This is a genomic window from Streptomyces sp. NPDC044033 (genome assembly GCF_056434425.1).
This window is the reverse complement of the sequence record NZ_JBWKFF010000005.1, coordinates 191,350-209,021: the sequence shown is the minus strand read 5'-3', so window position 1 is coordinate 209,021 and position 17,672 is coordinate 191,350. Positions and strand designations below refer to the sequence as shown.

The 17,672-nt window shown below is 70.1% G+C and carries 33 protein-coding genes; 4 read left to right on the top strand and 29 right to left on the bottom strand.

Annotation, left to right across the window (positions count from 1 at the left end):
- Positions 1–20: 20 nt before the first annotated feature.
- From AC07AB_RS12220 to AC07AB_RS12100, 25 genes are all read right to left on the bottom strand, one after another.
- Positions 21–143, bottom strand: a complete 123-nt coding sequence (locus AC07AB_RS12220; RefSeq protein ID WP_478564171.1) for a hypothetical protein — start codon at positions 141–143, stop codon at positions 21–23.
- Positions 140–703, bottom strand: coding sequence for a helix-turn-helix domain-containing protein (locus AC07AB_RS12215; protein WP_478564168.1), 564 nt, complete (start codon positions 701–703; stop codon positions 140–142). Before AC07AB_RS12215 ends, AC07AB_RS12220 begins: the two co-directional genes overlap by 4 nt.
- Positions 700–957 (bottom strand): WhiB family transcriptional regulator, encoded by a 258-nt coding sequence (locus AC07AB_RS12210; RefSeq protein ID WP_478564165.1) that lies wholly within the window; start codon positions 955–957, stop codon positions 700–702. Before AC07AB_RS12210 ends, AC07AB_RS12215 begins: the two co-directional genes overlap by 4 nt.
- Positions 957–1,820, bottom strand: coding sequence for a hypothetical protein (locus tag AC07AB_RS12205; RefSeq protein ID WP_478564162.1), 864 nt, complete (start codon positions 1,818–1,820; stop codon positions 957–959). The genes AC07AB_RS12210 and AC07AB_RS12205 overlap by 1 nt, the downstream gene beginning before the upstream one ends.
- Positions 1,817–2,065 carry a hypothetical protein gene (locus AC07AB_RS12200; protein WP_478564159.1) on the bottom strand — a complete coding sequence of 83 codons (249 nt, stop codon included), beginning with the start codon at positions 2,063–2,065 and terminating at the stop codon, positions 1,817–1,819. The genes AC07AB_RS12205 and AC07AB_RS12200 overlap by 4 nt, the downstream gene beginning before the upstream one ends.
- On the bottom strand, positions 2,065–2,415 hold the full coding sequence (locus tag AC07AB_RS12195; RefSeq protein ID WP_478564156.1) for a hypothetical protein: 351 nt from the start codon (positions 2,413–2,415) through the stop codon (positions 2,065–2,067). The genes AC07AB_RS12200 and AC07AB_RS12195 overlap by 1 nt, the downstream gene beginning before the upstream one ends.
- Complete coding sequence (locus AC07AB_RS12190) at positions 2,412–2,948, bottom strand: hypothetical protein (RefSeq protein ID WP_478564153.1); 537 nt, start codon at positions 2,946–2,948, stop codon at positions 2,412–2,414. Before AC07AB_RS12190 ends, AC07AB_RS12195 begins: the two co-directional genes overlap by 4 nt.
- The gene (locus tag AC07AB_RS12185) at positions 2,948–4,024 is read right to left on the bottom strand and encodes a hypothetical protein (RefSeq protein WP_478564150.1); all 1,077 of its coding nucleotides are present in this window, start codon (positions 4,022–4,024) and stop codon (positions 2,948–2,950) included. Before AC07AB_RS12185 ends, AC07AB_RS12190 begins: the two co-directional genes overlap by 1 nt.
- Positions 4,021–4,347, bottom strand: a complete 327-nt coding sequence (locus tag AC07AB_RS12180; RefSeq protein WP_478564147.1) for a hypothetical protein — start codon at positions 4,345–4,347, stop codon at positions 4,021–4,023. Before AC07AB_RS12180 ends, AC07AB_RS12185 begins: the two co-directional genes overlap by 4 nt.
- A gap of 43 nt (positions 4,348–4,390) precedes the next feature.
- A complete protein-coding gene (locus AC07AB_RS12175; protein WP_478564144.1) occupies positions 4,391–4,978 on the bottom strand; it encodes a hypothetical protein in 588 nt (195 codons plus the stop codon).
- 270 nt (positions 4,979–5,248) lie between these two features.
- A complete protein-coding gene (locus AC07AB_RS12170) occupies positions 5,249–5,602 on the bottom strand; it encodes an HU family DNA-binding protein (RefSeq protein ID WP_478564141.1) in 354 nt (117 codons plus the stop codon).
- 73 nt (positions 5,603–5,675) lie between these two features.
- Positions 5,676–5,972, bottom strand: a complete 297-nt coding sequence (locus AC07AB_RS12165) for a hypothetical protein (protein ID WP_478564138.1) — start codon at positions 5,970–5,972, stop codon at positions 5,676–5,678.
- The gene (locus tag AC07AB_RS12160; RefSeq protein ID WP_478564135.1) at positions 5,969–7,108 is read right to left on the bottom strand and encodes a DUF5131 family protein; all 1,140 of its coding nucleotides are present in this window, start codon (positions 7,106–7,108) and stop codon (positions 5,969–5,971) included. Before AC07AB_RS12160 ends, AC07AB_RS12165 begins: the two co-directional genes overlap by 4 nt.
- Positions 7,108–7,509 carry a hypothetical protein gene (locus AC07AB_RS12155; RefSeq protein WP_478564132.1) on the bottom strand — a complete coding sequence of 134 codons (402 nt, stop codon included), beginning with the start codon at positions 7,507–7,509 and terminating at the stop codon, positions 7,108–7,110. Before AC07AB_RS12155 ends, AC07AB_RS12160 begins: the two co-directional genes overlap by 1 nt.
- Positions 7,506–7,916, bottom strand: a complete 411-nt coding sequence (locus AC07AB_RS12150) for a hypothetical protein (RefSeq protein WP_478564709.1) — start codon at positions 7,914–7,916, stop codon at positions 7,506–7,508. The genes AC07AB_RS12155 and AC07AB_RS12150 overlap by 4 nt, the downstream gene beginning before the upstream one ends.
- A 215-nt stretch (positions 7,917–8,131) precedes the next feature.
- The gene (locus AC07AB_RS12145) at positions 8,132–8,368 is read right to left on the bottom strand and encodes a hypothetical protein (protein ID WP_478564129.1); all 237 of its coding nucleotides are present in this window, start codon (positions 8,366–8,368) and stop codon (positions 8,132–8,134) included.
- Complete coding sequence (locus tag AC07AB_RS12140; RefSeq protein WP_478564126.1) at positions 8,365–8,658, bottom strand: hypothetical protein; 294 nt, start codon at positions 8,656–8,658, stop codon at positions 8,365–8,367. The genes AC07AB_RS12145 and AC07AB_RS12140 overlap by 4 nt, the downstream gene beginning before the upstream one ends.
- A complete protein-coding gene (locus AC07AB_RS12135; RefSeq protein WP_478564123.1) occupies positions 8,655–9,029 on the bottom strand; it encodes a hypothetical protein in 375 nt (124 codons plus the stop codon). Before AC07AB_RS12135 ends, AC07AB_RS12140 begins: the two co-directional genes overlap by 4 nt.
- A complete protein-coding gene (locus tag AC07AB_RS12130; RefSeq protein WP_478564120.1) occupies positions 9,026–9,403 on the bottom strand; it encodes a hypothetical protein in 378 nt (125 codons plus the stop codon). Before AC07AB_RS12130 ends, AC07AB_RS12135 begins: the two co-directional genes overlap by 4 nt.
- The gene (locus tag AC07AB_RS12125) at positions 9,400–9,738 is read right to left on the bottom strand and encodes a hypothetical protein (protein ID WP_478564117.1); all 339 of its coding nucleotides are present in this window, start codon (positions 9,736–9,738) and stop codon (positions 9,400–9,402) included. Before AC07AB_RS12125 ends, AC07AB_RS12130 begins: the two co-directional genes overlap by 4 nt.
- Entirely contained in the window at positions 9,735–9,905 is a 171-nt protein-coding gene (locus tag AC07AB_RS12120; protein ID WP_478564114.1) for a hypothetical protein, read from the bottom strand. The genes AC07AB_RS12125 and AC07AB_RS12120 overlap by 4 nt, the downstream gene beginning before the upstream one ends.
- A complete protein-coding gene (locus AC07AB_RS12115) occupies positions 9,905–10,420 on the bottom strand; it encodes a hypothetical protein (protein ID WP_478564111.1) in 516 nt (171 codons plus the stop codon). Before AC07AB_RS12115 ends, AC07AB_RS12120 begins: the two co-directional genes overlap by 1 nt.
- Positions 10,413–10,679 (bottom strand): hypothetical protein, encoded by a 267-nt coding sequence (locus AC07AB_RS12110; protein WP_478564706.1) that lies wholly within the window; start codon positions 10,677–10,679, stop codon positions 10,413–10,415. Before AC07AB_RS12110 ends, AC07AB_RS12115 begins: the two co-directional genes overlap by 8 nt.
- Before the next feature lie 111 nt (positions 10,680–10,790).
- Positions 10,791–11,042, bottom strand: coding sequence for a hypothetical protein (locus tag AC07AB_RS12105; protein WP_478564108.1), 252 nt, complete (start codon positions 11,040–11,042; stop codon positions 10,791–10,793).
- Between the two features lies 1 nt (position 11,043).
- On the bottom strand, positions 11,044–11,289 hold the full coding sequence (locus tag AC07AB_RS12100) for a helix-turn-helix domain-containing protein (protein WP_478564105.1): 246 nt from the start codon (positions 11,287–11,289) through the stop codon (positions 11,044–11,046).
- 174 nt (positions 11,290–11,463) lie between these two features.
- On the opposite strand from AC07AB_RS12100, the gene AC07AB_RS12095 reads away from it, so the two are divergent.
- Together AC07AB_RS12095 and AC07AB_RS12090 are read left to right on the top strand one after the other, a co-directional pair.
- A complete protein-coding gene (locus tag AC07AB_RS12095; protein WP_478564102.1) occupies positions 11,464–11,907 on the top strand; it encodes a hypothetical protein in 444 nt (147 codons plus the stop codon).
- 422 nt (positions 11,908–12,329) lie between these two features.
- Positions 12,330–13,577 (top strand): integrase, encoded by a 1,248-nt coding sequence (locus tag AC07AB_RS12090; RefSeq protein ID WP_478564100.1) that lies wholly within the window; start codon positions 12,330–12,332, stop codon positions 13,575–13,577.
- A 234-nt stretch (positions 13,578–13,811) separates the two neighbouring features.
- On the opposite strand, the gene AC07AB_RS12085 is transcribed toward AC07AB_RS12090, so the two are convergent.
- Genes AC07AB_RS12085 through AC07AB_RS12075 form a run of 3 tightly spaced genes read right to left on the bottom strand, consistent with a single transcriptional unit; the run spans position 13,812 to position 15,111 of the window.
- A complete protein-coding gene (locus AC07AB_RS12085) occupies positions 13,812–14,063 on the bottom strand; it encodes a holin (RefSeq protein WP_478564097.1) in 252 nt (83 codons plus the stop codon).
- Positions 14,064–14,070: 7 nt separating this feature from the next.
- Positions 14,071–14,454 carry a hypothetical protein gene (locus AC07AB_RS12080; protein ID WP_478564094.1) on the bottom strand — a complete coding sequence of 128 codons (384 nt, stop codon included), beginning with the start codon at positions 14,452–14,454 and terminating at the stop codon, positions 14,071–14,073.
- Positions 14,455–14,463: 9 nt separating this feature from the next.
- Positions 14,464–15,111, bottom strand: a complete 648-nt coding sequence (locus AC07AB_RS12075) for a hypothetical protein (RefSeq protein WP_478564092.1) — start codon at positions 15,109–15,111, stop codon at positions 14,464–14,466.
- A 547-nt stretch (positions 15,112–15,658) separates the two neighbouring features.
- On the opposite strand from AC07AB_RS12075, the gene AC07AB_RS12070 reads away from it, so the two are divergent.
- Positions 15,659–16,618 carry a M28 family metallopeptidase gene (locus AC07AB_RS12070; RefSeq protein ID WP_478564089.1) on the top strand — a complete coding sequence of 320 codons (960 nt, stop codon included), beginning with the start codon at positions 15,659–15,661 and terminating at the stop codon, positions 16,616–16,618.
- An 18-nt stretch (positions 16,619–16,636) separates the two neighbouring features.
- Here the strand turns inward: AC07AB_RS12070 and AC07AB_RS12065 are convergent, their stop codons facing one another.
- Positions 16,637–16,939: a type II toxin-antitoxin system Phd/YefM family antitoxin gene (locus tag AC07AB_RS12065; RefSeq protein WP_478564086.1), complete on the bottom strand. Its 303-nt coding sequence runs from the start codon at positions 16,937–16,939 to the stop codon at positions 16,637–16,639.
- Positions 16,940–17,034: 95 nt separating this feature from the next.
- Here AC07AB_RS12065 and AC07AB_RS12060 point away from each other — a divergent pair, with 95 nt between their 5' ends.
- Positions 17,035–17,670: an ATP-dependent Clp protease proteolytic subunit gene (locus AC07AB_RS12060; protein ID WP_478564083.1), complete on the top strand. Its 636-nt coding sequence runs from the start codon at positions 17,035–17,037 to the stop codon at positions 17,668–17,670.
- Positions 17,671–17,672 lie beyond the last annotated feature (2 nt).

Here is a 17,672-nt window from a genome sequence, read left to right as displayed (position 1 = left end):
GCGGGCCGGCGGGCGACCCCTCACGCCGCGGCCCGGAAGGTGGCGGGCAGCGACGTGCCGGTGGCCGCGGCGAGGATGTGCAGGGCGAGGGCCCGGATCCCTTCGGACCAGCCGCCGGGACCCGCGAAGCTGTCGACGATCATGCGGCGGCCCAGTAGTGGTCCTGGCTGGCCTGGTGGCGCCCGTAGATGCGGAAGACGGTGCGCTGGGCGCAGCCGACGCGGGCGGCAATCTGGTTGGCGGACAAGCCCTGTTGCCGCAGCAGCAGGACGGCCTGTTCGCGTTCGGCGGGGGTGAGGCCCTCGGGCGGATCGCCCGCGAGGGCACGCTGGACGGCCATGGTGTCGATGTCGTGGTCGCCGCGGCGGCACGTGACGCACATGCGGCGTCCGTGCGCGGTGATGACGACGGTGTGGCCGCTGTGGCGGGCCGTGAAGGCGTCGCCCGGCAGAGGCTTGTGCCGGTTGGCGCAGGCCCGGCAGTACCGCCAGCCCTGCCGGGTGTAGCCGAGGTACTGCGCGAAGGGGTGGCCGTTGCGGCAGTACAGGGAGTCGGCGGTGGTGCGGTAGGAAGGGATGCCGAGGAGCACGCGGATGCGGCGGACGGTCTTGCGGCACACGTGGAGGTCCCGGGCGACCGCGTAGTCGCTGGCTCCGCGGTCGAGGAGTGCGCGGATGGCGTCCTGCTTCGGGTGGGCTGTCATGCCGCCTCCGTGGTCCGGTTGCGGGCGGTGCGGCGCTTCATGGAGCTGCGTTCGCCCTCGGTCCGTCCGCCCCAGACGCCGGAGTCCTGGCCGGACTCCAGCGCCCACCGGAGGCACTGCTTGATGACGGGGCAGCGGTGGCAGACGGCCTTGGCTTCCTCGATCTGCAGCAGCGCAGGATCGGCGTTGCCGATCACGAAGAACAGCTCCGGGTCTTCGCCGCGGCATGCGGCGTGGTGCCGCCAGTCGCCCATCACGCGGCCCTCCCCGCCACGGCGCTGCCCACAGCGCAGGCGCTGAGGGCGCGTTCGAGGTGTCGCCCGGTGACACCGAGACGGTGGGCGGCCTGCTTCCGCGTGTAGCCGTGGGTGTCGATGAGCCAGCGGGCATCTTCGGCAATGGCCACGTACCGGTCGGGCTGCTCACCGAGATCGGGTGCGGCGGCGGGGCTGTCGATGTAGTCGTCGTCCCAGGCCGCCGGGGGCGCCCAGCCCTCGGCGGCAGCGAGTTGGCGGGCCTGGTCGATGTAGCGCGGCCGCACTCCCCGGGTGGCGGGGTCGACGTTCCACAGCGCGTCGTACAAGGCCCGGATCTTCCTCGCCGAGTCGGCTTCGACGCGGGTACTGCGGATCTGCTGCCACACGATGGTCTTGTCGACGTCGAGGTGATCCGCGAGGCGCAGTTGGGGCCAGCCGACGGCGACGAGGGCCTGGAGGCGGCGGCGGGTGCCGGTGCCGTCGATGCAGACTGACGGCGCGAGGTTCTCGAAGGCCGGTTTGACGGCGCACAGCTTGTCGGCGGTGGCGGTGCGGACGCGTTTGTTGGGCCCGTAGCCGCGGCCGTAGGTGCCGTACAGGAGGCGGCTGACGCCGCCGTTGGAGACGCCGGCCAGTCGGGCGGTGCGCTGCCAGCCGATGCCGAAACTCATGAGCATCCGCACGTGGGCGCGGACGGGTTCGGCGTCGACGAAGGGCTGCCACTGGCCGTAGGCCATGAGGCGGTAGCGGGTGCGGGTGTAGTCGTTGTCACGCCGCAGGCACAGGTTGCATCCGCAGCCGTAGGTCTTGCGCCGGTGCAGGGTGCCGTGGTCGGGGAGGTCCCGGGGCGTGGTGGTCATGGTGCCTCCTTGCGCAGGTGGTCGTAGATGGCGGCGAGGTCGTCGTCGCCGAGGAGGAAGTCGTGCTCGGGTGGCGGGGGTTGGGTGGCGAGGAACGCGGCCTCGTGCGGCGTCCGTGCGGCGTGGGCGGCGAGGACCCGCCCGGCGCGGCGGCCGCGGTGGAGGTCGCGGGCCGACCAGCACAGGAGGACCAGGCCGAGGGTGGCCATGGCGCCGATGGCGATCCCGGCATGCAGCGGGCCCATCACGCGGCCCTCCCCCGCCAGGTGCGGCAGATGGACCCGTGGACCGTGGCGCGCTTCGACGGCGCATACCCGACGGCCTCGATGACCCCAGCGCGCGCGGCAGCCTGGAACCTCGCTCCCCACCGGGCGTGGTGGTCGGGTTCGTCGACGAGCCCTTCGGCGATGAGGTCGGCGGCCTGGAAGGGCTCGCCGCGGGCGGCCAGCACGGCTATCGCCGCGTCGCACGCGTCGGCCCACGACGGGGCAGTGTGGGCGGCTGCCCGCGCCATACCGGAGGTCTTCGCCGCCTCCCCCGCCGCCGCGTCGACGATGCCGAGGACGGACAGCGGGAACTGCAGCTGGCCCGTCACTCCTCTCCACCGCCTTCGGGCAGTTCCCTGGCTATGCCGTCGAGTCCGAGCTGCCCTGACCGCCAGGCAGCGCCGATCGCATCCCGCCCGGCCTTCGTGAACCGCACACTGTGCGACCGCGCCCGCGTAGCCCGGACCTCTACACCGGGCACGCTCTCCACGACCCCCGTCTCCCGATCGGCGATCTCCACGACGCCAGCCGCCGTCATCTCGTTGAGCAGGTGCGCCTTGTACGCATCGCGGACCTCGGTCACCAGGCGGCGCTGGATCTCCGACGGGGCGTTCTTCAGGACCCAGTCGCGGAAGGCGTCGGCGTCGGTGATGACGGCTTCGGGCTTGGGATCAGACAGGGAAATCTTGGCGACCTCGGTGCCGTCGGGCAGGGCCGCGGACACCTGCCGTACCCCGCCCGTCGCGTCCAGCGCGGCCTGCATATCGGCGCGCACCGCCTTGAGACGGTCGCCCACCAGGTCGGCGAGGGCCCGCAGGGTCGCTTCGGCGGAGGCGAGCTTCGTCAGATCAGCGAGTTCCATCAGGCAGCCCCCTCGTCGATCAGGTCGGCCATCTCGCTGAGCTGGGCGGCGCCAGCCTCTGCGATACGGAGTCCGTAGGAGGCTTCGAACTCTTCGTCGATGTTGACGAGTCCGGCTTTGGCTGCGACGGCGCGCAGTCGCTGCTCCGCGATGCCCGCGGCGTCGACGACTTCGGCTTCCACGGCTTCGGCCTGTCCTGCGGCAGCGTTTTCGGGGAGCGCCTTGCCGACGCGTCCGAGGTAGTCCCGCAGCAGGTCCCACTTGTTCGTGTCCGGGGCCTTCATCACGGCGTCGAGGAGACCCAGGTTGTGGGCTTCGGCCCACCGTTCCTTCGCGTCGTCGCGGTCGACGGCCTCGGCTGCCGCGTCGGCGACCCGCTGGGCTTCCGGGTGCGTCACGACTGCCGACTCGCGGACCATCGCGTTGCCGAGCCGGATCATGTTGTCTTGGGGCTCGTCCTGCTGGGTCTGGGCGGCTGGCGCACGAGTCGCCCAAGGGTCGTCCGACCCGGGGTTCACGCGGTGCAGTTGCTGCACATCCGCGTCGATCGGGATGCCCTCGGCGTCGACGTTCACACCGAGTTCCTCCGGTGTGTAGTGCAGGCCGAACAGCACCTCCTCACAGGCGTCGCGGGCAACCTCGGAGATGGCGCGGGCCTTCAGCATCGCCTGCGGGTACTTCTTCCACACGTCCTTGTTCGCCAGCCCCGCGCCCTGAGCTCGCTCCATGTCCCATTCGGCGCGGAACTCGAAGTCGGGATCGTCGGAGCGGACGATGGTGGCGACCGCACGGGTGCCCTCCATGCGGACGCGCAGCTTGTGGCCCGCGCGCCGGACGAGGCCGGAGATGAGGGCGGCGGACGCGGACGGCTTGCCCTCGATGACGTGGATGCCGGTGATGGCGGCCAGCGGGGTGATTGCCAGGGTGCGGCCGTATTCCATTGCGTAGAGGACGTTCGCGGGCTTCTGCCGGTACTGCGCGGGCAGGAGGTTGGCGTTGGCCAGGTGCTCGGCGTAGCGGACCATGTCGGGCAGCGAGGCTTCGGGTGCGCTGCGCTGGACGATGTCGGCGGTCATCGGTGTGCGCCTTCCGGGGCGGCGCGGTCTGCTGCGCAGGGTTCACAGGCGCGGAGTCCGCAGTCGCGTCCGGCTCGGTGTTCGGCGGCTTGGGTCCAGGCGTGGCCGTGGTGGAGGACGACGGCGTACATGACGGGCGTGTGGGGGCTGCTGTCGCGCATCCACAGGTCAGTGAAGATCGCGTTGTGTTCGGCAGCGGAGACGAGCGCGTCCTCGACGGTGTCCTGCTCGTAGATGTCGTCAGGCCCGAGTATCCAGACGGACCAGGTGATGGATTCATAGCCGGGCCGGATGCGGTCAGGGCCGAAAAGAGTGGTCGTCATGGGGTCTGCTTTCGATGTGAGGTCAGGCCGAGGGCGTGGTTCGTCAGGCTGCCCCTCCAAAAAGGGAAGGCTGCTGGGCAAGGGCAACGAGCCAGCTGTGGAGTCGGGCGAGGTTCTTGTCCGGTCCGTAGGCGAGGTAAGTGCCGTCGGCGGTGTCGCAGCCGAACCACTCGGCTATGCCGAGGCGCCGCGCACTGTTGACGCGGCCCATGTGCACCCACTTGCCGCGCTCGCGGGCCTCACGGGCCAGGCGTTCCGCGATGGGGCCGACCTTCCACTCGGTCGAACCAGCCAGGAACAGGACGTCGAAGCTGTCCCACGGCACGCCGAGCAGATCGCAGCCGTCCTGCGCGGCGAACGCGGCAGGGACATCCAACTCGCGGATGCGGGCCAGCCACGGCAGGGACTCCGTGAGGGTCCCGGCGGAGTCGAACGGGACGTCTGGAGCGACGGCCCACAGGCACTGGTCGGCGCCGTACCGCTCGACGGTGCGCGTCAGCCAGTCGAACCAGGCGTCTGAACCAGGCCAGCCCTTGCCGAACTTGCCATTGTCGCAGGCGTACACGGCGCCGGGCGGGATCACGTTGCCTTGGGCGGGGGTCGTCATGCAGCCGATCAGTCCGGCGCTCATTGCGGCCCGCACGTCAGGCCCCGAGGGGGTGGCGAGATACAGCACGGCGTGCTGCCCCGCAGTTGGAGGGGATGGTCATGATGCGTTCCTGCTTTCGGGTGTGGGGTCCGGCCGCCGCCGTGGGGGTCGGCGGCGGCGGCCGGTGGTTCGCGGGGTGTGCCTGCACCCGGGGGTCGCGAACCGGAAGGGTGGTCTAGCGGGCGAAGAAGCTGACGGCGACGTCGACGAGGTCGGCGATGAGGTCGCCGAGCCAGGACCGTCGGCGGCGGGTCACCGGGCGGGCCGGGAGGATCGCTTGCGGCGGTTGGCGGCGGGGTCCCGGTCGGCGACGATCTGCGCGAGACGGGGGCTGGTACGCCAGCGGACGACCGTGGTCGCCGGGGCGACCACGTGCTCCCCACTGTGCGGACGGTAGGACTTGCGGGCAGGCAGTCGGCGCGTCCGCAGGGTCCCGAAGTTGCTGATCGCTACGTGGTGGCCGCCGGCGAGGGTGCGGGTGATGACGTCGAGGACGGCGTGGACGGCGGCTTCAGCAGTGCGGACGGGGACGCCGAGTTCGACGGCAACCGCTCGGCTGAGGTCGGTCTGGTTGAGGGGCCCGGTGATCGAGGTGGTCTGGGTCATGGCGGGTGTCTCCTGCGGTGGTTGGTCGTCGGGCGGGCTGGTCGCGGCACAGCCAGCCCGACGGGTCGCGGGGCTAGGCGTCTGGTCCGGGCACGGCCCACGTGGGGGCGCGCCTTCCGGCGGCCCGCTGGTCTTCGAGGAGCCCGGAGACACGGATCGCGGCCTCATCGAGCTGCTGCTCGACGAGAGCGAGTTGGTCCTTGAGGCGGGCCGCTGCGGTGCGGAGCCTCCGCACCTCCGCCCGTGCGGAGTCGCGTTCGTGGATGAGGTGGGCGCGAGTACGGCGGCGAAGCCCGGTACCCCGCTGCGACGCGGTGACCATCAGCGCGGCGGCCACCAGCAGGACGAGGCCCCACCCGACGGCGGTCACGAAGTCACCGCCGGGAACTCGTCCCAGGTGCGGCCGTCCAGCTCTCGGCCGGCGGTCTTCTTGCCGACGCGGTGGCAGGTCGCCGCCCCGTTGCGGGCGCCGAAGTTCGCCGGGCGGTCACCGCCGTCGAGATCGGCGTACCGGGCGGTCCTAGCCGTGTGCTCGGTGATGACCTGGGCACCCTCGGTCTCGGGAATCCACTCGCCCCACTGTTTGAAGAAGAACGGCGTGCCGGCTTCTGCGCACTGGTCGCGGAGATTTCGGGCCCACTGCGGGTGCATGGGCCGCGCACCCGGGCCGGACTCGCCGCCGACGATGACCCAGTCGAGCCGGGGGCCGGTGGTGAAGGGCGCCATCGTGACGCCGCTGCCGGTGGTGTACGCGCGGGCAGTGTCCGGACCGGGCCGGCCGGTGAGCCAGTACGTCAGCGTGGGCCGGCCACGCCCGGGGACGATTGGCCCGTGCAGGTCGATCGGGCCGAGCAGCGGTTCGCAGGACAGGAACCGCACGGCGGCCGGGGTCTCCAGCAGTGCGGGGATGCGGAGGTCGGCGCGCCGCTGGTCTTCGACGCTGACGCCGAGCCAGGTGTGCGGAAGAGGCCACGGGCCCGGCGCGTTCCAGTGGGCTACGCGCCGGCGCACGTCGTCGCGCACGAGCCTGGCAAGCGGAGCGGCCTCGTCGGCCGACAGCCGCTCCATCTCGCCCCAGACAGCGTCGACGAACGGCCGGGAGCCCAGCAGGGACCGCATGCGGCCGTGCCGCTTGGTGAGGATCTGGTACGTGTGCTGCGGCGTCAGCGCCATCGTCGCGAAGACGCGGGCGATGTACTCGTCGGGCACGTCCGTGTGGAACAGGTCGGACATCGAATTGACGAAGACGCGGCGGGGCTTGCGCCAACGCAGCGGCGCGGTGAGCCGGTCCTCCAGCAGGTTGACGCGTCCGGACCAGTCGATGCCCGGCCCGGTGCGCACGGTGGTGCCCGCGAATGCGGCGGCGATCTTCGGGTTCGGGTTGCCCTCCCGGATGCGCGCGGTGCCGATCGCATAGCAATGGTCACAGCCTGGGGACACCCGGTCGCAGCCGATGATCGGCGACCAGGTCTTGTCCGCCCACTCGATGCTCGTGTCCGTCGCCATCAGCTGTGCCCCCCGCGCTCGGTGGTCCGGGTGTGCTGGCAGTCGGCGAAGCGCCCGCAGTCCGGGCAGCCTCCGGCAGTCCGGAGGGCTTTCACCCACTCTGGGAACCGCGCCAGCGGACCGGCGGCAAGCGTGGCGTCGACGGTGGCATCGACGGCCTCCTGGATTCCGGCGAGACGGGCGCAGAGCCGGTCGATCTCGGCGAGGAGGAACGGGATGTCGTCGCGGGCGTGGGCGATGAATGCGCCGTTCCCCTGGAGTTCGTCGTCGTCTGTCTGCCACACGTCCGCGATGACGCTCCCGCGCAAGGTGGTCACCTCGGCCACGCTGTTGAACTGCCACGTCCCGCGGGTGGCGGCGGCTTCGCGGTCCCGGATCTCGTCCAGCCGGGCGGCGATCATGATCCGGCCCCGTTCTGTGCGGCGGGGTCAACCTCGGGATGCGTGAAGCGAACAGGCTTGCCCAGCAGTCGGGCGTAAACAATCTCCGCGCGGGTGGAGTCGCCGATGTAGTCGCCGACGACGAGGACCTCATGAGCCAGCCGGATCTTCGCGCGGTGCAGGGCGTCCAGGCGGTCCTTCACCGCCGGATCGGTGTCGTAGCCCGTCCCAGGCCGCTGCGGGTCGACGTCCGGGCGGACGACAATGCGACCCCGCAGCGCCAGCGCCCCAGCAGCGGCACCCATCATCCCGTCGAAGCGCATCGATCCGCAGATCACGACGATCGTCGGGGCGTTGAGACGCTCCTGCCCGTCGTCGGGACGCTGCCCGTCGAGTGCCTTGCGGACCGCGTCGACCCACTCCGGCACCGGCTGGCCCGTCTGCCTGGCAGCGACCTCCGTGCGGTGGCAGAGGTCATCGACGGCATTGAGACAGTCGTGGACGTATCGAAGCTCCTCGGCGACCGTCGGCTCCGCGTCGACGTACTGCGCGAGGTCGGCGGTCAGCCGGGCGTTCTCGTTCTCCAGAGCGACGGCGATGGCGCGAGCCTGATCGCGCTGTTCGTGGAGTTGGGTGGTGTCCATCACGCCTCCCTGCGGTGCCGGTGCACGAGTTGACCTTGAAGGTCCCGGATCTGCTGCTGGTGCTCGTCGACCGTGTCCCGAGCCGCATTCCGCTGGAACCGCAGGTCCTCGTTGACCAGGCGGAGGGCGGCGATGCGTCCCTCCACCTCGGCGACCTGGGACCGCAGCGACGCCAGTTCCACGACCGTCGCCAGCGTCAGCAGCAGCGAGAAGCCGTATGCCTCTGTGACCTTCACCGGGCCACCGCCCCACGCCACGCCCGCAGCACCCGGTCCGCCCCTTCGCGGCGGCAGTGCACACACCGGCAGTTGCACGCGTGGGGCGGCATCTGCTCCAGCCGTTTCGCGGCGAGGCCGGTCAGATAGCCGGCGGCCGCAGCGGTGTCGTCCTGGGCGAGGAGCGACCGCAGGTAGCCGTCCGTGTCCTCGCCGGGACCGGCACCGTGCCCAATGTGGAATGCCGATATCCACATCGTCGGGTCCGCTGATTCGATCCGACGCTCGCCGATCAGCACGTAGCCGCTCACGCCGCCGCCCCCTCGACCTCGGGCGGGCAGTACGGGGCGTTGACGTCGAGCGAGTTGGCGTCCGCGGTCCACACGAGCGGCAGATCCCACCGGGCACGGGGGAACGCACCCTGCAGCAGGGCGACGATGGCCGGTGTCGTGCCCGGGGGCTTCTTCAGGTATGTGCCGCCGGGCCCGTACACCGACACGACGTACACGATTTCCGTGGCGGCGTCGGGCCGGGCGGCTGTCCACTCGACCGGTACGACCGTCACCCGCTCGGCACCGGGCACGATCTGCCGGATGCGGAAGGGGAGCCGCTTGATGTGGCTGCGGCGGCTGCCCGCCGATGCTTTGCGCGGGTGACGCGGAAGATACTCGCTGGTGGTCATGCTGCCACCTGCCCGTCGGCCAGGGCGGGGGCCCAGATCTGCACCCACGCCACCGGAGTCGGCACCTTGATCGCGTGGGGTGGGGTGGTGTCCCAGCCGACGAGGTCCGCGAAGCCCGGCTCCGGCCAGGCCCATTCGACGGTGGTCCGCGCGGGGTCGCCGACGGCCAGCCGCCGGTACGAGGTGCGCTGCCCGATCGCCTTGAGGACGTCGTGGATGCGCTGCGGGTCGCGGAGGCCGAGTTCACCACAGATCAGCGGCAGCCCGTCGGCGGTGCAGCCGATCTCCCAATACACGGTGGCCGGGAACCGTTCGGCAAGCGTCAGCTCCCGGACGATCGCGGCGGCTTCGAGGTCACGGATCAGGTCGCTCATGCCGCCACCGCCTCAGGGACGGCGGACGGCAGCAGCGGGCCGAAGGCGGTCAGGTCGATCGTGGTGCCGCACAGCGCGCCCGTGGCCTTCAGGACCAGTGTCGCGTTGTAGGCGTTGCAGTCGACCGCATCCGGGCTGATCCGCAGCGCCACCCGCCACGTCTCGAAGTCCGCGAACGTCGAAGCGTCCGCGTGCAGGGCCAGGTGCACCTGGCCCGGGTACACGGTGGACAGGTGCACGTCCACCGCCACGAGGCCCGCGAACCGGTCGCTGAGGAGCGCGCTGAGGGCGTCGAGCACTGCGGCGTGGTCGGCCATCGTCGTCTTCGCGTTCATGAGGCACCTCCGGGGCGCCAGTCGGGGTAGTCGGCGTCGCAGGAGCACGCCTCGGGGTGGTCGGTGGCGCAGTGCTGGTACTGGTCGTCGGCCGCGTCGAGGAGGTGGGTCAGCTCGCAAGGAGGCGTCCCGCCTGCGGTGGCCGTGCTGGGGGCCGGAGTCGTCATCACCGCTCGCCCCCGCCCTCAGCGGGCGCGAGGAGACCGCGCAGCCGGGCGGCGGGGTCGGCGACCGCATCGCTGTGCTCCGACGCCCTCATCCACCGGCCGTATGTGACGGAGCGCTCGACGAGCACGGTCTCCTGCCACACGCCCCGCCACCGGTCCAGGCAGCGCTCCGCTTCCCCGCGCTCCGATGTCAGGTCACCGACGACGCCGCAGGGGATGCGGGTGCCGTACTGGACAGCCCGCCCGGTGCGTGCAGTCAGTGCCCGCAGCCGGTCGAGCTCGGCGAGCAGTTCCGGTACGGCTTCGCGAGCATCCGCGATCCACAGGGCGATCCCTCCCGCCCAGTCCGGCAGAGTCGCCAACACAGCCCCGGAGTCGTGGTGAACGACCTGCCACGTGCCGGGCGCCTCACCGGTCCCGTCGATCTCCCGGATCGTCCACGGCGGCCGGTACCAGTCGCCGAGCTGAACCTGACGGATCTCGGTCTCGCGCCCCGACGACAGCGGCTCAAGCATCGCGGCCACCGCCCACCGACAGCTCGGCCGCGAGGCCCGCCAGCAGGCCCGGGTTGTACGCGGCCAGGACCTTGCGGGCCGCGGCGAGGGACTGCAAGGGGTGGCGCATCCGCTCGGGCTGCCCGCCGGGCAGGAGCAGGACGCGCTCGGCGTCGGCCGCCGCCAGCACTGCCTCGCGGACGCGGGACGGCATCTGCCTGACGATCAGATCGGCCACGGCGTCCGGCACAGGAAGGCCGGACGACTCGGTAATGTTCATGGACACGGGGTCCTCATCTCTCGTGCACTTCGGATGCATGTAGAGGAGTGGTGCTCGTAGGGCCCGCTGCCGGTTTCTGCCAGGTCACCAGCGGTGGGCCCGCATGCCGCTCTAGGCGGCGGACGACTTACGCGGGCGGCGTCGCCACTGGGCGGGCACGCGGCTCATGGCGCGGATCTCGGCCCGGTCCTGAGCACTGAAGCGCAGGAACTTTCCGAGCCGGTGGTGAGGGAAGCCTCGGTGGTTAGCGCCCTCGCGCAGCCACCGCTCACCGCAGCCAATCTCTTTGGCAGCCGCCTTCGGGTCCATGAGGTCGCCGGGAGCGGATGCCGTCTCGGGTGCCGTCTCGTTCGTGGTGGTCATGTCACCTCTTCTCTGTGTGCTCCTCCGGTGCGAGGAGCTGGTCGTCAGTGGCGTGGAGCGCTGTGCGCAGTGCCGTGTAGGTCCCGGGTCTCATGCGGCCGGAGGCGGCGCCGGTTTCGAGTCGCACGAGGTAGCTGCGGCTGATCCCGGCGGCCTCGGCGGTCTCTCGCATTCCGAGTCCTTGGCGCATGCGGGTCCTGCGGAGGTGCGCCCCGCTCACCTGGTAGGTGGCTGGGGGGTGGTCCATGACGAGAAGCTAGCCCTAGAGACAGGTAGAAACAAGTAGTACCACGAAGTAATAAGTAGAAGCAGGCAGAAACCGATACTGACGGAGGGCAGGAGTGCGCTGGTGCAGGTAGTTTCAGGGCAAGCTTTCGCCTGTTCCTAGCTGTTCCTGACTGGTCCTGCGATGATGTGGCCCATGGCCGCCAGCAGCGATGATGAGCTCCAGCGACTCTCCACGCTCGTCAAGCAGCGTCGAGTGGATCTCGGCATGCACAAAGCCGACGTGGCTGCAGCCGCCGAGATCACGGTGAAGACGTACAGCAAGATCGAAGACGCGCTGCCGGTCCGCGACGTGACCTACCGGAAGATCGAAACGGTCTTCGGCTGGGCTCCCGGCTCCTGCCGGGACATCCTCGGCGGCGCTACGGCCGCCACCCTCGTCGAGGGAACACCCGTCCCCGGAGTCGTGGTCTCGCCCGTCACACCCGACGACCTGGAGGCGGACGTCGCCCAGGCCGTCCAGGACGCCGCCATCGCCGTCACCGACGGACTGACATCGAGCGAGATCAAAAAGCTGAAGCTCGAAGTCGTCGAACGACTTCGCCGGCTCGGCCGACTCCCCGAGATCGACAGGGATTGAGTACCACCCCCGTACAACCTTTTAGTTTTTCGGCCACCTTCGGTCACAAATCTCATTGAACGTGCCACGATTACTGGTCACTTGGGAGGTCCCTCGATCCCGAAAGGGGGACTTGTGCACGAGATGCTCATGGCCGATCTGGGCCCCGACTTCTACGCATGGCGAGGCCGATCGGATGGGACAATCGTGTGTCTGGTGACGCCCAGAGTCGAGCACGACGAGTCCGCGCGACTCGTCGTGAAGGATCTGGTACGGCGTCAAGGAGGTGACTGCGCACGCTGCGATGCCTGCCTTATCGGGCGGCACGAATAGCGCGCAGTCCACGCGGGGCGGGGCGGCAGGGGTGCCCGCCAAGCCACCGCACAGCGGACCCAAGGGGTGACGGTATGCCATATGTCGAATGGCGCGGGAACAAGTGCCGGGTGAAGTGGTGGGCCGGCGAGTACCTGGAGAACGGCCGGAAGAAGTGGGAGAGCCAGGGCGGCTTCACCGACGAAGAGGCCGCTCACAATCACGGGCTGGACCGCGAGTACGACGTGCGGCACGGCAGTCACATCACCCACGATCGCGGTGCCACGCCGATGGATGGCTATGCCCGCATGTGGCTGAAGGCGCAGGACCTGCGGTGGGGGTCGACGAAGACCTACAAGTCGGTCATCAATAGTCGCATCGTCCCGTACTGGAGCGGGCACACGGTCGGCGGCATTACGGCGTGGGAGTACGACGCGTGGAAGAAGACGGTGAAGGAATCCGCGTCACCCGACTATGCCAAGGCCGTGCTCAGCGTTTTCGGAATGCTGATGCAAGATGCAGTGACGAAGTACAGGTTGCGCACGGACTCACCGATCATCACCCAGAAGCGCAGGGGCCGGTACGTAAAGACCGCCCGCGCTAAGAAGCGGCCTTTGCAGGTGTCCGTCGTGCACCGGCTCGCCTCGAACGCCTGGGCAGTATGGGGCTACACGGGGTGGGCGTATATCTGGACTGCGGCATTCACTGCGATGCGCCCGGGGGAGATGTACGGGCTTCAGCGAACCTTCGCATCGCCGTACTGGCCTGCCGCGGATCCGGACCGCGACCGCCGCGACGACGCCCTTGAGCGTTATACCGACATGCCCGCACTGCGGGTCCAGTACCAGTACCAGTACACCGAGGCCGGCAAAACTCTCGTCGATCCGAAGTACGACTCCCACCGGACGCTGGTCGTACCGCCATTCCTCCACCAGATGCATGCGGTGCTGCTGGCTTCTCACGGATCGCGGTGGGTCTTCCCTTCCCTGCGCGGCAGGAACCTCCTGGGGACGAATTTCGAGCGGGACTACTGGCACCCGATCCGGGACGGGGCGCCGGAACGCTGCCGCGGGGACGCCGTGACGCGTGTCGCACTGCCGCCGGTGGAGGCGATGGCAGGCAAGAGGATCTATCTGCTCCGTCACGGCCACAAGGAGTGGCTGGACGAAGACGGCACCCCGGCGGTCGCGGCCGAGGCCAGGATGGGGCACGAGCTGCCCGGGGTGCAGGGCGTGTACAGCAATGTAACGCCGGTCATGGAGCAGCGGATCGCCGCCGCGTTGCAGAGGCGGTGGCTGCGCTTCGTGGGCCAGCCGGGAGGCGTGTGGATGCCGCCGGTTCCCGCCCGTCTCCCAGATGGGCTCTCTGTGGCTGCTTAGGTGCAGGTCAGGGTGACTGCGGCCTGCATTGCACGTTAATACTCAACCTTTTCCACCGCGTTAACTGATGCTTTGCGCATCCATAGCCAAAGCTGTCGGAAGCGCGGTGACATCGATGTCATGAACGCGATGCCCCGGACGGGAACGCCGCCGGGCGCCGGGTGGGAACGTCACGGAGCGGCCCAGGGACGAGCCTCGGGCCGCCGGTATGGAGCGTGCGGGTCGCGTACAGGGTTACGTGCCGTGCCCGGCCTCCGGCGCGGGGTCCTTGCGGCGGGGCAGCCACCCGGCGGTGGTCCGGTCGCCGGTCGCCGCGCCGATCGCGCCCTTGAGGACGGACAGGGCGGCGGGCAGGGCGGCGACCGCCGCGGCCCTGACGGCGGAGAGGCTGGTGAGGTCGAAGCCGTCGGCGAGGAGAAGACCGAGGAGCGTCGTCACATAGGCGGCGATGGTGCGCTCGGCGATGTCGAGGAGCAGTCGGGGCATGGGGAACTCACTTCCAGTAGAGCCCGCGGGCGCGGGCGGTGAGCAGCAGGGCGTGGGAGGTGTCCTCGGCGGCGTCCGGGCCGTAGCTGGCTTCGAAACGGACCGTCTCGCCGCTGCTGATGGAGCCGGCGTGGGTGAAGTCGACGAACGACAGGCCCGGCGTGGTGAGCCGCTCGATGATCGGGCCGTCCCAGCGGGAGCCGTTCTTGCGGCGGTGGTAGAAGCGGCCTTGGATGGTGGCCCCGGCGGGCGCTTCGAGGGTCAGATACACGGTGGCCGTGTACGAACCGGCGCCGGCTATGAGGTCGGTTCTGCCGATGTTCAGGGTCTTCCAGGCGTTGGGTACCAGTTCCTGGCCCTGGTTGCTGATCTCGCCCAGGGTGTAGGGCACTTCTTCCTCCTACGGTGTGGTGGTGGCCGCTTCCTGCGGGGTGGTCGCCGTTCCGTCGGCGCGCGCGAGGATCGCCGCCATCGGAAACAGCCCGGGGTCGCCGTGGTCGTTCTCGGGTACGTGCTGGTGGCCGCAGTGCCCGCGGAAGCCGTTCCACTTCGCGGCCCCCATGCGCACGCCGTTGGCTCCGTACGAGGCGGGGTACGCCTTGAACGCCACGTCGCTGGTCAGCGGCACTCCGTGCTGGTCGTGGGCCCATTTCGCGAAGGCGGCGAGGTCGCGTAAGGCCCAGTCGGGCAGTTCGGGGGTGTAGAGGTGGCGCGCGGTCCACTTCTGGTGGGCGGCCGGGTCGCAGGTGCCGACGAGCTCGACCTGGCAGACGTTGAGGGTGTTGGTCTCCACGCCGCCCGGCTTGTTGACGAGCCCGCGCGACGAGGTGTCGAAGTCGAAGTGCTGGTACCAGCTCAGGCGCTGCGCGTCGAAGTCGGGGAGAGCGGTGAAGTTGGGCGCCACCGAACCGCCCGCGTAGTCCGGCAGGCCGGTGCCCTCGGTGGAGTGCCAGACGATGGTGTTGACCTGCATGGAGTCGCCGCCCCACGTGGACTGCCACCAGTGGGCGACGGACGCCCCCGGGTATTTCTGTGGTCCTGCCGACATGGCGGCCCCTTCATTTGCGCTGAATTCGGGCATGGCTGTGACGCGGCTGGCGCCGACGGGGGTCGGCGCGGGCGCGAGGATGGGTGCGGGACGGTGGGGCCGGGGCTGTGCGGAGCCGGCTGGTCATGCCCGCATCAGTGTCATACCCGCCTCGGGGGCCGCTCCACCGTCCGGCCGCTGGTCAGGTAGCGGTCGGTCTCTCGCGCCCGGGAAGCGCGGACTCCCGCGGAGCCTGGAGCGGTTGCCGGGGCACGGGGGGCCGGAGCACGGGCCGGCGCCGCAGCGGGGCCGGGGCGGGGCGGCGGCGTCGGTGAGTCCGGGGCGGGGCGGCATCGCCGGTCGCGGCAGAGGGGCGGGGCTGGGCTCCGGCATGGGCGCCCGTGGGCCGCGGAGGCCGCCGCCGGGGACGGCTGCTCGCGCGCCCTCGCGTCCGTTCGCCGGAACACGCTGTTCTTTAATCGCCCTTGACGGATCGCGGCGAACACTAAATCCTCATGTCCGCATCAATTGCTCCGCACCACCCCCCACTTCAGTTACGGAGCCCACTGTGTTCACTTCTTCACCCCTGCGCCGCGCCACCCTCGCCGCCGGTGCCTGCACCGCGCTGGCCGCCGCCCTGCTCGGTTCGGCCGCCGGAGCCCAGGCGTCGGCCCCCTCCCCCACCCCCCTCGCCGCCCCCGACATCGACGGCGCGGCCGTCAAGGCCGACCTCGGCGAGCTGCAGAAGATAGCCGACGCCAACGGCGGCACCCGGGCCCACGGCACCGCCGGCTACAAGGCGTCGGTGGACTTCATCAAGGCCAAGCTCGACGCGGCCGGGTTCACCACCAAGCTCCAGGAGTTCGACAGCGGCGGCGCCAAGGGCTACAACGTCATCGCGGACTGGCCGGGAGGCGACTCCGGCAAGGTGGTCATGGCGGGCGCGCACCTGGACTCGGTCGACGCCGGGCCGGGCATCAACGACAACGGGTCCGGCTCGGCCGGGATACTCGAAGTCGCGCTCGCCGTAGCCAAGGCGGACCTCAAGCCCGGCAAGCATCTGCGGTTCGCGTGGTGGGGCGACGAGGAGGCCGGCATGGTCGGCTCCTCGCACTACGTCGACGCCCTCGGCGCGGACGGCCTGTCGAAGATCGACGGCTATCTCAACTTCGACATGATCGGCTCGCCCAACCCCGGCTACTTCGTGTACGACGACGACTCGCGGCTGGAGAAGGTCTTCACCGACTGGTTCGCGGCCAAGAAGATCGCGACCGAGCCGGAGACCGAGGGCGACGGCCGCTCCGACCACGCGCCGTTCAAGGACAAGGGCGTGAAGGTGGGCGGGCTGTACTCCGGCGGCGAGCGGACCAAGACGCAGAAGCAGGCCGCCCAGTGGGGCGGCACCGCGGGCGAGGAGTTCGACGCCTGCTACCACCGCTCCTGCGACACCCTGAAGAACATCGACGACAAGGCGCTCGACACCAACACGGACGCGATCGCGAACGCCGTCTGGGAGCTCAGTTCCTGACGCTCCCCCAGCGCGCCGTCACCTCTCGCGGCCCGGATGCCGGTCACCGGCGTCCGGGCCGCGATGCTCTGCCGCGATACCGAAGCGCCGCCGTTCGCCCGGAGCGGACGCCGATGGGCGCATCGTCGACACCGTGCTGATCACCTCGTCCTCCGCCGCCGTCTCCTCCTGCTCAAGTCGTTGCAGGTCAGCGGCGGAAACGAGGGCGATCAGGGGTTTGCCGTGGCGGGTCACGACCACGCGTTCGCCGCCGTAGACAACTCGGTTGATCAGTTCGGCGAGCTCTGCACGGGCTTGCGTCACCGGAATCTCGTAGGCCATGCTCCCATCATAACGGGACGTACATCCTGTACATTTTTTACAGAGGTGGCGCGCTGCCCGCAGGTGCGCGGAGAGCGCAGACGAGAGGTGCACCGATGAACCGACCCATCGCCCGCCATGTCCTGCCCGAATTCACCGAGCACACCAGCTCCGGCAAGCGGACCATGGACCCCTACTCCAAGCTCCTGTCGGAGCGGATCGTCTTCCTGGGCACCCAGATCGACGACACCTCGGCCAACGATGTGATCGCGCAGTTCATGTACCTCGAACACGACGCGCCCGACCGGGACATCGCGCTCTACATCAACTCCCCCGGCGGCTCGTTCTCCGCCATGACCTCCATCTACGACACGATGCGCTACATCTCGTGCGACATCGAGACGGGCTGCCTGGGCCAGGCGGCGTCCAGCGCCGCCGTGCTGCTGGCCGCGGGCACCCCCGGCAAGCGGTTCGCGCTGCCGAACGCGCGCGTCCTGATCCATCAGCCGTCCTTCAGCGAGCCGGTCCAGGGGCAGACCTCCGACCTCCAGATCCACGCCAAGGAGATGCTGCGCACGCGCGAGCAGCTGGAGGAGATGCTCGTACGGCACACCGGGCAGAGCGCCCCGCGCATCAGCGCGGACATCGAGCGCGACAAGATCTTCGACGCCGCCGGCGCCGTCGCGTACGGGCTGGTGGACCACCTGGTCAGCAGCCGCAAGACCGGCCCCGCCTCGCCCGGCACCCGGTGAAC

Bases quoted from the DNA above. Each gene is read 5' to 3' on its own strand.
- AC07AB_RS12220 (WP_478564171.1), bottom strand. From the start codon at position 143: ATGATCGTCGACAGCTTCGCGGGTCCCGGCGGCTGGTCCGAAGGGATC.
- AC07AB_RS12215 (WP_478564168.1), bottom strand. From the start codon at position 703: ATGACAGCCCACCCGAAGCAGGACGCCATCCGCGCACTCCTCGACCGC.
- AC07AB_RS12210 (WP_478564165.1), bottom strand. From the start codon at position 957: ATGGGCGACTGGCGGCACCACGCCGCATGCCGCGGCGAAGACCCGGAG.
- AC07AB_RS12205 (WP_478564162.1), bottom strand. From the start codon at position 1,820: ATGACCACCACGCCCCGGGACCTCCCCGACCACGGCACCCTGCACCGG.
- AC07AB_RS12200 (WP_478564159.1), bottom strand. From the start codon at position 2,065: ATGGGCCCGCTGCATGCCGGGATCGCCATCGGCGCCATGGCCACCCTC.
- AC07AB_RS12190 (WP_478564153.1), bottom strand. From the start codon at position 2,948: ATGGAACTCGCTGATCTGACGAAGCTCGCCTCCGCCGAAGCGACCCTG.
- AC07AB_RS12185 (WP_478564150.1), bottom strand. From the start codon at position 4,024: ATGACCGCCGACATCGTCCAGCGCAGCGCACCCGAAGCCTCGCTGCCC.
- AC07AB_RS12180 (WP_478564147.1), bottom strand. From the start codon at position 4,347: ATGACGACCACTCTTTTCGGCCCTGACCGCATCCGGCCCGGCTATGAA.
- AC07AB_RS12175 (WP_478564144.1), bottom strand. From the start codon at position 4,978: ATGAGCGCCGGACTGATCGGCTGCATGACGACCCCCGCCCAAGGCAAC.
- AC07AB_RS12170 (WP_478564141.1), bottom strand. From the start codon at position 5,602: ATGACCCAGACCACCTCGATCACCGGGCCCCTCAACCAGACCGACCTC.
- AC07AB_RS12160 (WP_478564135.1), bottom strand. From the start codon at position 7,108: ATGGCGACGGACACGAGCATCGAGTGGGCGGACAAGACCTGGTCGCCG.
- AC07AB_RS12155 (WP_478564132.1), bottom strand. From the start codon at position 7,509: ATGATCGCCGCCCGGCTGGACGAGATCCGGGACCGCGAAGCCGCCGCC.
- AC07AB_RS12135 (WP_478564123.1), bottom strand. From the start codon at position 9,029: ATGACCACCAGCGAGTATCTTCCGCGTCACCCGCGCAAAGCATCGGCG.
- AC07AB_RS12130 (WP_478564120.1), bottom strand. From the start codon at position 9,403: ATGAGCGACCTGATCCGTGACCTCGAAGCCGCCGCGATCGTCCGGGAG.
- AC07AB_RS12125 (WP_478564117.1), bottom strand. From the start codon at position 9,738: ATGAACGCGAAGACGACGATGGCCGACCACGCCGCAGTGCTCGACGCC.
- AC07AB_RS12120 (WP_478564114.1), bottom strand. From the start codon at position 9,905: ATGACGACTCCGGCCCCCAGCACGGCCACCGCAGGCGGGACGCCTCCT.
- AC07AB_RS12115 (WP_478564111.1), bottom strand. From the start codon at position 10,420: ATGCTTGAGCCGCTGTCGTCGGGGCGCGAGACCGAGATCCGTCAGGTT.
- AC07AB_RS12110 (WP_478564706.1), bottom strand. From the start codon at position 10,679: ATGAACATTACCGAGTCGTCCGGCCTTCCTGTGCCGGACGCCGTGGCC.
- AC07AB_RS12105 (WP_478564108.1), bottom strand. From the start codon at position 11,042: ATGACCACCACGAACGAGACGGCACCCGAGACGGCATCCGCTCCCGGC.
- AC07AB_RS12100 (WP_478564105.1), bottom strand. From the start codon at position 11,289: ATGGACCACCCCCCAGCCACCTACCAGGTGAGCGGGGCGCACCTCCGC.
- AC07AB_RS12095 (WP_478564102.1), top strand. From the start codon at position 11,464: ATGGCCGCCAGCAGCGATGATGAGCTCCAGCGACTCTCCACGCTCGTC.
- AC07AB_RS12085 (WP_478564097.1), bottom strand. From the start codon at position 14,063: ATGCCCCGACTGCTCCTCGACATCGCCGAGCGCACCATCGCCGCCTAT.
- AC07AB_RS12075 (WP_478564092.1), bottom strand. From the start codon at position 15,111: ATGTCGGCAGGACCACAGAAATACCCGGGGGCGTCCGTCGCCCACTGG.
- AC07AB_RS12065 (WP_478564086.1), bottom strand. From the start codon at position 16,939: ATGGCCTACGAGATTCCGGTGACGCAAGCCCGTGCAGAGCTCGCCGAA.
- AC07AB_RS12060 (WP_478564083.1), top strand. From the start codon at position 17,035: ATGAACCGACCCATCGCCCGCCATGTCCTGCCCGAATTCACCGAGCAC.